The organism is Pseudomonas brassicacearum (genome assembly GCF_003732225.1).
Classification (GTDB): domain Bacteria; phylum Pseudomonadota; class Gammaproteobacteria; order Pseudomonadales; family Pseudomonadaceae; genus Aquipseudomonas; species Aquipseudomonas brassicacearum_E.
Genome location: NZ_MOBJ01000002.1, coordinates 133387 through 148428, shown reverse-complemented (window position 1 = coordinate 148428; position 15042 = coordinate 133387). Strand labels below are relative to the sequence as shown.

Sequence of the window (15042 nt, the reverse complement as noted above, 5' to 3'; positions counted from 1 at the left end):
ATTCATGAGCAAACTCGACCGATACGACTTGAGCATTTTGGCGGAATTGCAGCGCGATGCGCGCATCTCCAATCAGGAGCTGGCCGAACGCATCGGCCTGTCGCCATCGCCTTGTTCGCGGCGGGTCAAGCAGCTCGAAGACGACGGCTACATCACCCGTCAGGTGGCCCTGCTCGACCGCAAGATGCTCGGCCTGAGCCTGACCGCCTACGTATTGATCGGCATGGACCGCCACACGCCCGAGCGTTTCGAAAACTTCGAAGCGGCCATCCGCACCTTGCCGCAAGTGCTCGAATGCAGCCTGGTGACCGGAATGGACGCCGACTATCAGCTCAAGGTGGTGGTGCCGGACATGGACCATTACCAGAAACTGCTGCTCGGCCACCTGACCCGCATCGAAGGCGTGACCAGCGTGCGCTCAAGCTTTGTGCTCAATCAGGTACTCAACAGCACCGAATTGCCGTTGACTCATTTGCGCAGCTAAGTACGCCATCGCGAGCAAGCTCGCTCCCACAGTTGATCTTGGACGCTCACAAATAATGTGTTCACTGAAGATCCAATGTGGGAGCGAGCTTGCTCGCGATGGGGCCGGCACAGGCGACGAACAACTGCGGCAGACCGACGCACGTCAATGCGCCGCCAATATCCATTGGCGTATACTTCACCGGCCTTTTTTGCCCCGCACGCGCTGGAGATAGTCGATGGATCCTGCAGTATTTGAAGAGTGGATGATGACCGGTCTGGTGAGCATCCTGATCATTTTCATGGGTTTCATCGTCTGGGATCTGGCGAAAAAATCCAAAGCCGGGCGCTTCGGCTCGTTCATCCTGTTCTTTGTGCTGGGCTTGGGCGTGGCCGCGTTCATCATCAAAAGCGTGGTGATCGGCCTGATCGAATCCGGCGCTCTATAAGCGCGCCGGCACTTCTTTCCACTGGCCCTGATCGAGACCTTCAATCGTCCAGTCACCGATTCGCACCCGCACCAGACGCAGTGTCGGCAAGCCTACCGCAGCAGTCATGCGCCGCACCTGACGATTACGTCCTTCACGAATCACCAATTCCAGCCAACTGGTCGGCACGCTTTTGCGAAAGCGCACGGGCGGGTTACGCGGCCATAGCGCAGGCTCTTCCAGCTGCCGCGCCTGCGCCGGCAAGGTCATGCCGTCGTTCAACTCGACGCCCTCGCGCAAACGCTGCAATTGCTCGGCGCTCGGCTCACCTTCCACTTGCACCCAATAGGTCTTGGCCAACTTGTGTTTCGGATCGGCGATACGTGCCTGAAGCTGACCGTCGTTGGTCAGCAACAGCAAGCCTTCGCTGTCACGGTCCAGCCGTCCTGCCGGGTAGATTCCGGGAATCTCGATAAAGTCCTTGAGCGTCGCCCGCCCTTCACCGTCGCTGAACTGCGTCAGCACATCGAAGGGTTTGTTGAACAGAATCAGTTTCGGCTCGGCGGGCGGTGCTTTGGCAACACGTCGCGGGGCTGAAGAGGATTGCGCGGGCGCAACGCCGGGGCGGCGGGAAGCGGGACGAGGAGGACGCGGCATGGCAAAAACAACATCTAACGGTCAGGGCTGCCAATGCTAGTGCCCCAACCGTCAAATGACCATGACAACAATCAGCGGAACGGTGGTTCGTCGAAGCTGCGCAGTTTGCGCGAGTGCAACGAATTGAGCTCGGTACGCAACAGATCTACCGCAGCGATGCCGATCTTCAAGTGCTGGCTGACCGCACGCTCATAGAAGGCGTTGGCCGAACCTGGCAACTTGATTTCACTGTGCAGCGGTTTGTCCGAAACACACAGCAAGGTGCCGTATGGCACGCGCAAACGGTAGCCTTGCGCAGCGATGGTGCCGCTTTCCATGTCCACGGCAACCGCACGAGACAAGTTGATCAACGGTCGCTCCTGAGCCCAGCGCAGCTCCCAGTTACGGTCGTCGTAGGTCAATACGGTGCCGGTGCGCAGGCGCTTTTTCAGGTCATCGCCCTTTTCGCCGGTGACGTTGGCTGCCGCTTGCTGCAAGGCCATCTGCACTTCGGCCAGAGCCGGAATCGGAATGTTCGGTGGCACCACCCGGTCGAGAATCCCGTCGCGGCGCATGTAAGCGTGAGCCAGCACGTAGTCGCCGATGGTCTGCGACTGCCGCAGGCCACCACAGTGACCGATCATCAACCAGCAATGCGGACGCAATACGGCCAAGTGGTCAGTGATGTTCTTCGCGTTGGACGGGCCGACGCCAATGTTGACCAGGGTTACGCCGTGGCCGTCAGACGCCTGCAGGTGATAGGCCGGCATCTGATAACGGTGCCAGACCACGCCTGCGGCAATGGCCGACGCTTCGCCGTGATCCATGCTCTTTTCAATGATCACGTTGCCCGGCAAGACCATGCGCACAAAACGCGGATCGGTACGCAGTTGCTCCAGACCATGGGTGATGAACTGGTCGACATAACGGTGGTAGTTGGTCAGCAGGATCCACGGCTGCACATGGCGCCAGTCACTACCGGTGTAGTGCACCAGACGGCGCAGGGAGAAATCCACCCGTGCGGCGTCGAACAACGCCAACGGCAGAGGATCGGTGTTTTCCCAATCGTACAAACCATCGGCAATGCCATCGGTGGCGGCCGACAAATCGGTACTCGGGAATACCCGCGCCAGCACCGCAGCGGTGACGCCGGAGCCAGCCAGTTCATCGCCCTGCTCGACCACGTACGGGTACGGAATATTCTGCTCACTGACGCCCACTTCCACCGTCACGGTGAAGTCGTGCATCAGCGGCACCAACTGCTCCAGCAAATACTTACGGAAAGCCGCCGGATGGGTGACGGTGACGCTGTAGGTCCCCGGCAACTGGACCTTGGCATAAGCGCGGGTGGTTTGCGGGACTTCGCCTTGGCAAAGGTAAGTCAGGCGTAATTCTGGATAACGGAACATCGCACGTTGTTCAGCGTCGGGCTCGACGCGGTCTTTCAGATAACGCTTGAGCGCCTGACTCAACGCAGTGGTAGCCCGCTCGTGCAGAGCGGCAAGCCGATCCACGGCTTGTTCGGCGGTTTGAACGACAATAAAGGCTTCGGTCACGATCAGCTTCCTGTGTTCTGGCTTGCAGGCCTTCATCTTGCCTGCATCGCAGTCCGACGGGAACACCGGAGTGCTGGGAGACCACAATCGGCGATGCACTGAGGTCCAGTGTGGGAGCGAGCTTGCTCCGGGCGGCGATCCGACGATGACTGAGCAACATTCAACATTGATGTCGACTGTCACGCCGCTATCGCGAGCAAGCTCGCTCCCACACTGGTTCGGTCGTGTTCATTAACCGGTGATCAGAAGCCCTGCGGGGTCGACCGCGCGACAATCGCTTCCACATCCAGCCCGCGCGGCAAGGTGCCATAGACCCGACCGGCCGTTCCCAACCGACTGGCAATGAAGGCATCGCTAACGCTGGCGTTGCCGGCTTCGAGCAACAACCTGGCTTGCAGGCCCAAGGCGATGTCTTCGGTCAGTTGTCGAGCGCGATACTGAATGTCATCGGTATCCTTGAACGCCGCGTGCAACTGGTTGATGTGTGCGGCCAGGCGTTTATCGCCATGACCATCGCCCAGTTCGCTGAACAGTGCATCGAGCACGCCCGGTTCTTTCGACAGCGCTCGCAACACGTCAAGGCACTGAACGTTGCCGGAACCTTCCCACGTCGAGTTCACCGGAGCTTCACGGTACAGGCGCGGCAAGATGCTGTCTTCGACGTAACCCGCACCGCCCATGCATTCGGCGGCTTCGTTGATCATGGCCGGCGCACGTTTGCAGATCCAGTATTTGCCCACCGCCGTCACCAGTCGGGCGAATTTGGCTTCCTGAGTGTCATCAAGGTGATCCAGCGCCCGGCCCATGCGCAGGCTCAACGCCAGCGCGGCTTCGCTTTCAAGCGCCAGGTCGGCGAGCACGTTTTGCATCAACGGTTGTTCACTGAGCAATTTGCCGCCAACCATCCGGTGGGCACAGTGATGGCTGGCCTGGGTCAATGCCTGACGCATCAGGGCGCTGGAGCCGACCATGCAATCAAAACGGGTCATGGCCACCATCTCGATAATGGTCGGTACTCCGCGCCCCTCTTCGCCGATCATCCACGCCAACGCGCCACGGAACTCGACTTCGCTGGACGCATTGGAGCAATTGCCGAGTTTGTCTTTCAGCCGCTGAATGTAGAACTGATTGCGCGTGTCATCCGGACGATGGCGCGGCAGCAGGAAACAGGTCAGGCCCTTGTCGGTTTGCGCCAGGGTCAGGAAGGCGTCGCACATCGGCGCCGAGCAGAACCATTTGTGCCCCACCAGTTCATACGCCTGGCCCGGCCCCGCAGCGCCAACCGGGTAAGCCTTGGTGGTGTTGGCCCGAACGTCGGTGCCGCCCTGTTTCTCGGTCATCGCCATGCCGATGGTGACACCTGCCTTATGGGCCATGCCGACATTGCGCGGGTCATAGTCGGTAGCAAGGATTTTCGGCAGCCACTGCTTGGCGATGTCCGGTTGCAGGCGCAATGCCGGGACGCTGGCGAAGGTCATGGTCAGCGGGCAACCACTGCCGGCTTCGGCCTGGCTGTGCAGGTAGCTCATGGCCGCGCGGGCAACATGGGCGCCGGACTGCGGATCGGTCCAGGGCAAAGAGGTCAAACCATGCTCGACCGCCGTGCGCATCAGTTCATGGTAGGCCGGGTGAAATTCCACCAGATCGATGCGGTGACCGTAGCGATCATGGCTGGCGAACACCGGCTTGTTCTGGTTGGCCAGGAACCCGGCTTCCATCAACGGACCACCGGCCAAAGCGCCATACGCGTCGATCCGCGCATCAGCCCAACCCGCCCCGAAACGCCGCGCCCACTCTTGCAACGGCAGGTCGATGCGATAGAGGTTGGTCCCGTCCAGCGACGGCGGCTGATTGGTGACTTCGTGGGTTTCGGCGAACTGGTGCAGGTTCATGACGGGGCCTCCTCGGGTCAGCTAAGACCTCCAGTTAAGCACCGCCTCCCCAGCGAACAAAGTGGCATATCCGCCTAAATATCGGCGCTTTCACCTTGTTTAGGGCAAAGCACCCGACGATAAAGCGCTGCTTGCAACTCTTCGAATTTCACCGGTTTACTGAGGTAATCGGTCAATCCCTGCTCAAGATTCAGGCCCTGTGCCGAGACCATCGCAGCCAGCACCGGCAACCCGGCATAACCTGGCAGTGCGCGGATCTGGCTGTCGACCGACAGTCCGTCGAGCAGCGGCAACGGACAGTCGATCAACACCGCATCGAACGGCTCACGACGCAGAAACTCCAGCGCCGCCTGACCGCTGTCGGCGCTGCGAACCCGGTAACCGAGTTTGAGCAACATGCCACGCACCACCAACTGATTGATGCTGTTGTCGTCGACCAGCAGCACTGTGCAGTCCTGCGGCGCGCGCAAGCGGACGCTAGCGTCAGCCTGCTGCGATTGGCTGGCGACCGGTTGCACATTCACCACGTCGAACTCGACATCGAGCTGAAAACGGCTGCCGCGTCCGGGCTCGGAACGATGGGTCAAACGCCCGCCAAGCAGCTCGACCAATTGCCGACAAATCGCCAGGCCGACACCCAACCCGCCGTATTCGCGAGTCATCGAACCGTCGAGCTGGAAGAAGCGTTGATACAGCGTGGCTTCACCCAAATCAGTGAAACCGATGCCGGTGTCGATCACCGCGAAAGACAGCGCCAGACGCCCCTCTTCGGCAAACTTGCCACTCACCCGAAAGGCCAACCCGCCAACCCGGGTGAACTTGATCGCGTTATCCAGCAAGCACTCCAGACTTTGCGCCAGCTTGGCGCTGTCACCGTACAGACGGTCAGGTAGCCCGGGTGCCAGATCAACCTTGAAGTCCAGCGCCTTGCTCGCGGCATTGGCGGTGAACTGCTGCTGCAAGGTTTCGACCACCGAGCGCAAGCTGAATGCCTCGGGATACACCTTGAGTCGACCGGCCTGCAATTCGGTCAGGGTCAGAATGCCGTTGACCATGCGCATCATGTCCCGCGCCGAACCGGCGGCAGTCTGTTGATACTGCTCAAGCTCCGGGTCGAGTTCGACGGTCTGCATCAACTCCAGCGAACCGATCACGCCATTCATCGGCGTACGCAGTTCGTGGGTCAGCGTCGCGAGGAATTCATCCTTGAGCCGGTTACTGCGGGCCAGTTGCTGGTTCAACACTTCGAGCTTCTGCCCGGCGTCGAACAGCGTCTGCGCCTGATGCTCGCGCATGGCGTTGATCCGGTCGGCCAGGGCCAGCGACAGCAACGCGACTTCAATCGCCGAACCGATCTGACTGGCGTACATGGTCAGGAACACGTTGGGCAGATAGCCGAGCACCATCAGCGTGTTGACGATGCCGCCCAACAAAAAAGCCGTCCAGGCAATGATGAAGTAGCGCGCCACACGCAGGCCACGCCACCAGGCGAAGATCCCGGCGGCGAAAATCACCACGATAAAGACCAGTGCCAATGCCGTTGCCAGGCGCAAGGCCAGAGCATAGCTGGTCATCAACGACAGGCCGACCACCACCGCGCTGCAAGCAATCAGCACCAACAGCAAACGATCGAGCCAGCGCGTGTGGCTGGCGGTTTGCAGGAAGCTGCGGGCGAACTGGCTGCCAAACAGCGCCGCCAAACCGATGAAAAATGGTGTCGCGGCGTTGGCCCACCACGGACTGTTCGGCCAGAAGTACTCGTCCGCGGCACCGTTGACCGACAACTGATAGAGACCGAACGAGGCGATATAAACGATGTAATAGAGGTAACTGGTGTCACGCACACTCAGGTAGATGAACAGGTTGTAGACCACCATCCCCAGCAGTACGCCGTAAATCAGACCGAGCACGTAGAGGCGCAAGGGCTGGTCTTCCAGATAAGCGGTACTCGACCAGAGTGTCAGCGGGGCCTGGATCGAGCCCTGACTTTGCAGCCGCAGGTAGACAGTCTTCTGCTCATTCGGCGCGAAATCCAGATTGAACAGGTAGTTGTTTTGCCGGATCTGCCGACTGGCGAAGGGCAAGGTATCGCCGGTACGAATGGCCAATCGATAACCGCCGGCACTGTCCGGCAGATAGAGATCGATATGATCCATGGGCGGATAGGCCAACTCCAGCAGCCAGGTGCGTTGAGCATCGGGATTGCTCGGGCGGTAGTGCAGATCGACTTTCAGCCAGAACGCCGAATGCGAATAACCGGCGTTCAGCGTGTCTTTGTCGTGGGTCTTGAAGTGACCGGCCGCGGCTTGCGCGCGGACATCGGCGATGGATGCAGTGCCGGCGACATCTTCGTACACCTGCATGGCTCGTCCCAAGGGGAGGCTTTGGGTGAGCTCATCAAAATCGGCTGCGGCCGCCAACATCGGCAAGCTCAACAGCAACATCAGCAAATAGCGCATAAAGCCCCAGCGTGGCCAGTCCGGTTGTGTCAGGAAGCCCCCCATTCCCTTTGAGTAGACGTAAAACCGGCATTACCTGTTATTGGTTTGGATCCACTCTAGCATAGCCGCTGATGGCCATTGAACACCATTGAAAAATTTAGTCTAAAGGCTCTAGAACGGGCATTTCAGCGCAGTTCGCAGAACCAGATCCATTGAGTCGGTCAGATTGTGACAATGCCCCGCTCCCCGTAGCAGCTGCCGAAGGCTGCGTTCGGCCGCGAAGCGGTCGTAAACCTGCGTCCACGATTTACCTGATACACCGCAGTGCCTGATTTCACGACTGCTGCGCAGCCGAACGCAGCCTTCGGCAGCTGCTACACGGACCGAGTCATGACTCGATGGTCGACAACCGAAAAAAGATGTTTGGTGGTAAGCTCGCGCACCATGAATATCTACAGCTCTCGCCCCGTTGTCCTCTGTCTCTCCGGCCACGACCCAAGTGGTGGCGCCGGCTTGCAGGCAGATATCGAAGCCCTGCTCGCTCAGGGTTGTCATGCAGCCCCTGCAGTTACCGCGCTGACCGTGCAAGACACGGTCAACGTCAGCGACTTCCGCGTTCTCGACCGTGAGTGGGTGTTGGCACAAGCCAATGCCGTGCTCAACGACTCGACGGTCGCGGCGGTCAAGCTGGGCATGCTCGGCTCACTGGAAATGGTCGACACCGTGGTCGAACTGCTTCAGGCGCACCCGCATTTACCGGTGGTCTGTGACCCGGTGCTGCGCGCCGGCGGTGGCGGACGTCTGGGCAAGGATGAAGTGGGCTACGCCATGCGCGAGCGCCTGCTGCCACTGGCGATCATCGCCACCCCTAACCTCCCTGAAGCGCGCATCCTCGCCGAACTGCCCGAAGGCACGGCCGATGAATGCGCAGAAAAGCTCCTGCCTTACGTCAAACACCTGCTGATCACCGGCGGTCATGGCGACGAACACGAAGTCCATAATCGCCTGTACAGCCGCGACGGTAGCCGCCAGACCTACACTTGCCAGCGTCTGCCCGGCAGTTATCACGGTTCAGGCTGCACCTTGGCCAGCGCTCTGGCCGGACGTCTGGCCCAGGGCGAACACCTCGCCAGCGCGGTGCAGTCGGCGCTCAATTACACTTGGCGCACCCTGCGAGACGCCGAACAACTGGGCAAAGGCCAGTTCGTGCCGCGCCGTCTGCCGCTGGACTTTTGCTCGTAACGCCATGAGGCTTGCCCGATGAAATTACGTGGCCTGTACGCCATTACCGACAGCCAGCTGCTGGCCGGCAAGTTCCTGCCTTACGTGGAGGCCGCGCTGGATGGCGGCGTCACGCTGCTGCAGTACCGCGACAAAAGCAGCGACGAGGCCCGCCGACTGCGTGAGGCCGAGGCCCTGCATGACCTGTGCGGACGCTACAAGACCCAGCTGATCATCAATGACGACGCCGAACTGGCTGCGCGCCTGGGCGTCGGCGTACACCTGGGGCAGACCGATGGCCCGTTGACCCCGGCCCGCGCGCTGCTGGGTCGCCAGGCGATCATCGGTTCGACCTGCCACGCGCAACTCGAACTCGCCGAACAAGCGGCAAAAGAAGGCGCCAGCTACGTCGCCTTCGGCCGCTTCTTCAACTCCAACACCAAGCCCGGCGCACCTGCATGCAGTCTCGAACTGCTCGACCAGGCCCGCAGCAAACTGCAGCTGCCGATTTGCGCGATCGGTGGCATTACCCTGGACAACGCCGCCCCGCTGGTGGCCCACGGGGTCGATCTGCTGGCCGTGGTTCACGGGCTATTTAGTGCCGAAAACACTCAAGAAGTGACGCGCCGTGCTCGCGCCTTCAATGACCTGTTCAATTTCTGACTTCTTAAAGAGCCCGATCATGTCTCGTTCCGAAACCCTGTTTGCCAATGCCCAGAAACACATTCCCGGCGGCGTGAACTCGCCTGTACGTGCCTTCAAGAGCGTCGGCGGCACGCCGTTGTTCTTCAAGCACGCCGAAGGCGCCTATGTCACGGACGAAGACGACAAGCGTTATGTCGACTACGTCGGTTCCTGGGGCCCGATGATTCTCGGCCACAGCCACCCGGACGTGCTGGACGCGGTGCGCAAGCAGCTTGAACACGGCCTGTCCTACGGCGCGCCGACCGCGATGGAAACCGAGATGGCCGACCTGGTCTGCTCGATCGTGCCGTCGATGGAAATGGTCCGTATGGTCAGCTCCGGCACCGAAGCGACCATGAGCGCGATTCGTCTGGCCCGTGGCTTCACCGGCCGCGACAGCATCATCAAGTTCGAAGGTTGCTACCACGGTCACTCCGACAGCCTGCTGGTGAAAGCCGGTTCCGGCCTGCTGACCCAAGGCGTGCCGAGCTCCGCCGGGGTTCCTGCCGCCTTCGCCAAACACACGCTGACGCTGCCCTTCAACGACATCGACGCCGTTGAAAAAATGCTCGCCGAAGTTGGCCAGGAAGTGGCGTGCATCATCGTCGAGCCAGTGGCAGGCAACATGAACTGCGTGCCACCGGCGCCAGGTTTCCTCGAAGGCCTGCGCACCCTGTGTGACAAACACGGCGTGGTGCTGATTTTCGACGAAGTGATGACCGGTTTCCGTGTTGCCCTCGGTGGCGCCCAGGCGTACTACGGCGTGACCCCGGACCTGAGCACCTTCGGCAAGATCATCGGTGGCGGCATGCCCGTCGGCTGCTTCGGCGGCAAACGCGAAATCATGTCGCACATCGCACCGCTGGGCCCGGTTTACCAGGCTGGCACTCTGTCGGGTAACCCGCTGGCCATGGCCGCCGGCCTGACCACCCTGCGCCTGATCAGCCGCCCAGGCTTCCACGCCGAACTCAGCGAGTACACCAGCCGCCTGCTCAATGGCCTGCAACAACGCGCCGACGCTGCCGGCATCCCGTTCGTGACCACCCAGGCCGGCGGCATGTTTGGCCTGTACTTCAGCGGCGCCGACGACATCGTGACCTTCGATGACGTGATGGCCAGTGATGCCAACCTGTTCAAGCGCTTCTTCCACCTGATGCTCGAAGGTGGCGTATATCTGGCACCGAGTGCCTTCGAAGCCGGTTTTACCTCGATCGCTCACGGCGAAGCCGAGCTGAAACTGACGCTGGACGCCGCTGAACACGCGTTCGCCGCATTGAAGTAAGCCGCGATAGACGCTGACGTCGACGATTGTCGACGTCAGCTTTATCCCACATGCCTGCCTTATTTCTTACGCGACACCGGTAAATCCTTCCAAAAGCGGCAGATATAATCCCCGCGCGGCAGAAAAACGAGTAAAGACTTTGTAAGGTGGGTCCTGCTTATTTCATAATGCGCGCTTATTGGATCCCTCGACGGGTCCGCGCGCCCTTCAGAGGTAAGTCGATTCCCATGAACCGCACCGGCCGCGCCCTTGCACTGGGCTGCCTGTTGCTCCTTCAGCCCCTGCTCGCGCATGCACAAGCAGGCGGCAACTCGTTGTTGATCCCAGCGATGGGTCGTTGCACCCTCAATACCCAGCCTGAAGACCTGAAGGAGGCGCTCGCCGCCTGCCAGAAAGCGTCGGACGCCGGGGATGCGGAAGCGCAATACGAGTTGGGCGAGTTCTACTACGAGGGCAAAAACACGCCGCGCGACCTCAAACAAGCCCTGAGCTACTTCGAAAAAGCCTCTCTGCAAGGCCACGCTCAGGCGCAATTCAAACTTGGCACCATGTTCTTCCACGGCGAAGGCGTGCCGGCCAATAACGTTCAGGCGTATATCGTGCTGAAAATGGCCGCGGTCAACGGCGCAGAAGATGCGCTGGACACCGCCGACGAAGTCGCCGAGCACATGCAACGCGATGAACTGGAAGTCGCCACCCAGGTACTGGGGCAAATTTTCCGTAAATACCTGATGGAACTGCAAAGCGCGGACGGGCGTACGCCGTTTTCGCCATTACCCTAAGTTCTGCACTGACTTGACTGGCCCCATCGCGAGCAAGCTCGCTCCCACAATTGAACGCGTTCTTGTTTAGAGACTCGGTCTACTGTGGGAGCGAGCTTGCTCGCGATGGGGACAACTCGGTCTAGAGCTTACTTCTCAGGCATCGGCATCGGAAACGGCATGACATTGCCGACCGCGCCACGGGCTTCGCTGATTTTCGGGGTGCCCATGCGCTCGACTTCGTCGATGCGCACAATCGAATGCATCGGTACAAAACTGCGCACCACGCCTTCGAACTGAGCCTTTAGCTTCTCTTCGCTCGGATCGACGACCACTTGTGTGCGCTCGCCAAAGACGAACTCTTCCACTTCCAGAAAGCCCCACAGATCGCTTTGATAGATCTGCTTGGCGTACATTTCGAACACCTGGCCCTGGTTGAGGAAAATCACCTTGTAGATTGGAGCTTCACGTTTGGTCATGGTGGGCGGGTAACACGTCGAGGGATAAAAATGAGGGCGCGAACTATAGCATAGCCGCTGGACGCACGATGGTAGGAACCGGGGGACTTGTTCCCTATAATGCGCGGTTCTTTGAATCACGTGATGATCCCGTCCATGGCCAAGAAGCTTTACATCGAAACCCACGGTTGCCAGATGAACGAGTACGACAGCTCGCGCATGGTCGATCTGCTGGGCGAACATCAGGCCCTGGAAGTGACGGCGCGCGCCGAAGATGCGGATGTCATCCTGCTCAACACCTGCTCGATTCGCGAACGCGCCCAGGACCGGGTGTACTCCCAGCTTGGCCGCTGGCGCGAACTAAAACTCGCCAACCCGGACATGGTCATCGCCGTCGGCGGTTGCGTGGCCAGCCAGGAAGGCGCGGCAATTCGCGACCGGGCCCCGTATGTCGACGTGGTTTTCGGCCCGCAGACCCTGCACCGCTTGCCGGAAATGATCGACGCCGCGCGCCTGACCAAGCTGCCGCAAGTCGACGTCTCGTTCCCGGAAATCGAAAAATTCGACCACCTGCCCGAACCGCGCGTCGACGGTCCAAGCGCCTATGTGTCGGTGATGGAAGGTTGCAGCAAGTACTGCACGTTCTGCGTAGTGCCGTATACCCGCGGTGAAGAAGTCAGCCGACCGTTCGACGACGTGATCGCCGAGATCATTCACCTGGCCGAGAACGGCGTGCGTGAGGTCACCCTGCTGGGGCAGAACGTCAACGGCTACCGTGGCCTGACCCACGATGGGCGCCTGGCCGATCTGGCCGAGCTGATCCGCGTGGTGGCGGCCGTCGATGGCATCGACCGTATTCGCTACACCACATCGCACCCGCTGGAGTTCTCCGACAGCCTGATTCAGGCCCACGCCGATGTGCCGGAACTGGTCAAACACCTGCATTTGCCGGTGCAGTCGGGCTCTGACCGAATTCTTGCAGCCATGAAGCGCAACCACACGGCGCTTGAGTACAAGTCGAAGCTGCGCAAGCTGCGGGCTGCCGTGCCGGGTATCTGCATCAGCTCGGACTTCATCGTCGGCTTCCCCGGCGAGACCGAAAAAGACTTCGAACAAACCATGAAGCTGATTGAAGACGTCGGTTTCGACTTCTCCTACTCGTTCGTCTACAGCCAGCGCCCGGGCACCCCGGCTGCCGACCTGGCCGACGAAACCCCGGAAGAGCTGAAAAAAGAGCGCCTGAACGCCCTGCAACATCGCCTCAATCAGCAGGGTTTCGAGATCAGCCGACAAATGGTCGGTTCGACCCAGCGGATCCTGGTGACCGATTACTCGAAAAAAGACCCGGGCGAACTGCAAGGCCGGACCGAGAATAATCGAATCGTAAACTTCCGCTGCGACAATCCAACCTTGATCGGCCAGTTCGCAGACGTGCACATCGACGCCGCACAGCCGCACTCGCTGCGTGGCTCGTTGATTCAATAACACCTGCGCGGAGCAACGAGAACCTGTGGGAGCGAGCTTGCTCGCGATTGCGATCCGGCATTCAACATATGCGTGGCCTGGCATGCCCCCATCGCGAGCAAGCTCGCTCCCACAGAGACCGCGTCAGGCGCACGAAAAAGATTGGCCTGTTTAAGAGCTTTCGCACCCAGGCCTCTGGCGTTATCCTTGATTTATCTTCATTGCCCCAGGGCGGCTAAAAACAACCTTGAACGCACCCATAGAACCACATCGCTTCATCCTCGAGCCCTTTGAGGCTCACCGCTTCGCCAATCTGTGCGGGCAATTCGACGAGCATTTGCGCTTGATCGAACAGCGCCTGGCGATCGTGATCCGCAATCGCGGCAATCAGTTCGAATTGATCGGCGAACCCAAGCACACCACCTCCGCGGAAAACCTTCTGCGCCGCCTCTACCGCGAAACCAAGGGTAACGAGCTGTCGCCAGACACGGTCCACCTGTTCCTGCAGGAATCGGCCGTGGAAGAAATGGACAACCATTCGCCCGCCGAACACTCCGTCGCCCTGCGCACCAAAAAAGGCATGATTCGCCCTCGCGGCTTGAATCAGCTGCGCTACGTGAAGGAAATACTGGCCAACGACATCAATTTCGGCATTGGCCCGGCCGGTACCGGCAAGACCTATCTGGCCGTTGCCTGCGCAGTCGATGCGCTGGAGCGCGAGCAGATCCGCCGCATCCTGCTGGTGCGTCCAGCGGTCGAGGCCGGCGAGAAACTCGGCTTCCTGCCCGGTGATCTGTCTCAAAAAATCGACCCGTACCTGCGCCCGCTGTATGACGCGCTGTACGAAATGCTCGGCTTTGAACACGTCGCCAAGCTGATCGAGCGTCAGGTCATCGAAGTCGCGCCACTGGCCTACATGCGCGGCCGTACGCTGAACAACAGCTTCATCATCCTCGACGAAAGCCAGAACACCACCGTTGAACAGATGAAAATGTTCCTGACGCGGATTGGTTTCGGCTCGACGGCAGTCATTACCGGTGACATCACCCAGATCGACCTGCCGAAGGGCACCAAGTCCGGGTTGATTCATGTGATCGACGTGCTCAAGGAAGTACCGGGCATCAGTTTTACCCACTTCAAGCCCAAAGACGTCGTGCGCCACCCGCTGGTACAGCGCATTGTCGAAGCCTACGAGCGCTTCGAAAATCGCCTGATCGACGAACCTGCGACGCTTTCCGCTGAAAAGGGCAACCGCCACGATGCTTGAGCTTGATCTGCAACTGGCGACCGAAGCGCCTGCTCCCTGTGAAGCCGAATTCCGTCAATGGTGCGAACTGGCCCTGCGCCAGCGCACTGCCGACTCCGAATTGACCATTCGCCTGGTCGACGAGGAAGAAGCTCGCGAGCTGAACTACACTTGGCGTCAAAAGGATTACGCGACTAACGTCCTGTCGTTCCCTGCCGACGTGCCCGATGAATTGCTGGACATCCCTTTACTGGGCGATCTGGTGATTTGCGTGGCCGTGGTCGAGCGCGAGGCTGCCGAACAAGGCAAGGAATTGAAGGCCCATTGGGCGCATCTGGTCATTCACGGCTGCTTGCATCTGCTTGGTTACGACCATATAGATGACGACGAAGCCGAAGAAATGGAAGCACTGGAACGAACGTTGCTTGCAGAGTTGGGTCATCCTGACCCTTATGCGGACGACGAAACCGAAACATCCCCTATCGTTACAACAAAGGATTCAGAGTAATCG

The 15042-nt window shown here is 60.0% G+C and carries 14 protein-coding genes; 9 read left to right on the top strand and 5 right to left on the bottom strand.

Annotated features, from left to right (window positions below):
• Positions 1-4 precede the first annotated feature (4 nt).
• Both BK659_RS02270 and BK659_RS02265 read left to right on the top strand, forming a co-directional pair.
• The gene (locus tag BK659_RS02270) at positions 5-484 is read left to right on the top strand and encodes an Lrp/AsnC family transcriptional regulator (protein ID WP_007894448.1); all 480 of its coding nucleotides are present in this window, start codon (positions 5-7) and stop codon (positions 482-484) included.
• Between the two features lie 217 nt (positions 485-701).
• Positions 702-911 (top strand): DUF2788 domain-containing protein, encoded by a 210-nt coding sequence (locus tag BK659_RS02265; RefSeq protein ID WP_003228500.1) that lies wholly within the window; start codon positions 702-704, stop codon positions 909-911.
• Here the strand turns inward: BK659_RS02265 and BK659_RS02260 are convergent.
• The 4 genes from BK659_RS02260 to BK659_RS02245 form a co-directional block, all read right to left on the bottom strand.
• Positions 906-1547 carry a pseudouridine synthase gene (locus tag BK659_RS02260; protein ID WP_123423522.1) on the bottom strand — a complete coding sequence of 214 codons (642 nt, stop codon included), beginning with the start codon at positions 1545-1547 and terminating at the stop codon, positions 906-908. The genes BK659_RS02265 and BK659_RS02260 overlap by 6 nt on opposite strands.
• Before the next feature lie 71 nt (positions 1548-1618).
• Entirely contained in the window at positions 1619-3118 is a 1500-nt protein-coding gene (gene amn / locus BK659_RS02255) for an AMP nucleosidase (RefSeq protein ID WP_185015274.1), read from the bottom strand.
• A gap of 206 nt (positions 3119-3324) precedes the next feature.
• The gene (locus BK659_RS02250; protein WP_123423521.1) at positions 3325-4974 is read right to left on the bottom strand and encodes an acyl-CoA dehydrogenase family protein; all 1650 of its coding nucleotides are present in this window, start codon (positions 4972-4974) and stop codon (positions 3325-3327) included.
• A gap of 74 nt (positions 4975-5048) precedes the next feature.
• Positions 5049-7433, bottom strand: coding sequence for a hybrid sensor histidine kinase/response regulator (locus BK659_RS02245; RefSeq protein ID WP_123423659.1), 2385 nt, complete (start codon positions 7431-7433; stop codon positions 5049-5051).
• A gap of 426 nt (positions 7434-7859) precedes the next feature.
• On the opposite strand from BK659_RS02245, the gene BK659_RS02240 reads away from it, so the two are divergent.
• The 4 genes from BK659_RS02240 (at position 7860) to BK659_RS02225 (ending at position 11384) form a co-directional block, all read left to right on the top strand.
• A complete protein-coding gene (locus BK659_RS02240; RefSeq protein ID WP_123423520.1) occupies positions 7860-8657 on the top strand; it encodes a hydroxymethylpyrimidine/phosphomethylpyrimidine kinase in 798 nt (265 codons plus the stop codon).
• Between the two features lie 18 nt (positions 8658-8675).
• Positions 8676-9299 carry a thiamine phosphate synthase gene (gene thiE, locus BK659_RS02235; RefSeq protein ID WP_123423519.1) on the top strand — a complete coding sequence of 208 codons (624 nt, stop codon included), beginning with the start codon at positions 8676-8678 and terminating at the stop codon, positions 9297-9299.
• A 19-nt stretch (positions 9300-9318) separates the two neighbouring features.
• Positions 9319-10602: a glutamate-1-semialdehyde 2,1-aminomutase gene (gene hemL, locus BK659_RS02230; RefSeq protein ID WP_123423518.1), complete on the top strand. Its 1284-nt coding sequence runs from the start codon at positions 9319-9321 to the stop codon at positions 10600-10602.
• Between the two features lie 227 nt (positions 10603-10829).
• Positions 10830-11384 carry a tetratricopeptide repeat protein gene (locus BK659_RS02225; protein ID WP_123423517.1) on the top strand — a complete coding sequence of 185 codons (555 nt, stop codon included), beginning with the start codon at positions 10830-10832 and terminating at the stop codon, positions 11382-11384.
• A 128-nt stretch (positions 11385-11512) separates the two neighbouring features.
• Here the strand turns inward: BK659_RS02225 and BK659_RS02220 are convergent, their stop codons facing one another.
• Positions 11513-11842: a DUF1820 family protein gene (locus BK659_RS02220; protein WP_008052403.1), complete on the bottom strand. Its 330-nt coding sequence runs from the start codon at positions 11840-11842 to the stop codon at positions 11513-11515.
• Between the two features lie 135 nt (positions 11843-11977).
• Here BK659_RS02220 and miaB point away from each other — a divergent pair, with 135 nt between their 5' ends.
• The 3 genes from miaB to ybeY all read left to right on the top strand — a co-directional run bounded on the left by miaB (position 11978) and on the right by ybeY (position 15039).
• Complete coding sequence (gene miaB, locus BK659_RS02215) at positions 11978-13306, top strand: tRNA (N6-isopentenyl adenosine(37)-C2)-methylthiotransferase MiaB (protein WP_185015273.1); 1329 nt, start codon at positions 11978-11980, stop codon at positions 13304-13306.
• 226 nt (positions 13307-13532) lie between these two features.
• Entirely contained in the window at positions 13533-14552 is a 1020-nt protein-coding gene (locus BK659_RS02205; protein ID WP_123423515.1) for a PhoH family protein, read from the top strand.
• Positions 14545-15039 (top strand): rRNA maturation RNase YbeY, encoded by a 495-nt coding sequence (gene ybeY / locus BK659_RS02200; RefSeq protein ID WP_123423514.1) that lies wholly within the window; start codon positions 14545-14547, stop codon positions 15037-15039. The genes BK659_RS02205 and ybeY overlap by 8 nt, the downstream gene beginning before the upstream one ends.
• The last annotated feature ends 3 nt before the right edge of the window (positions 15040-15042 follow it).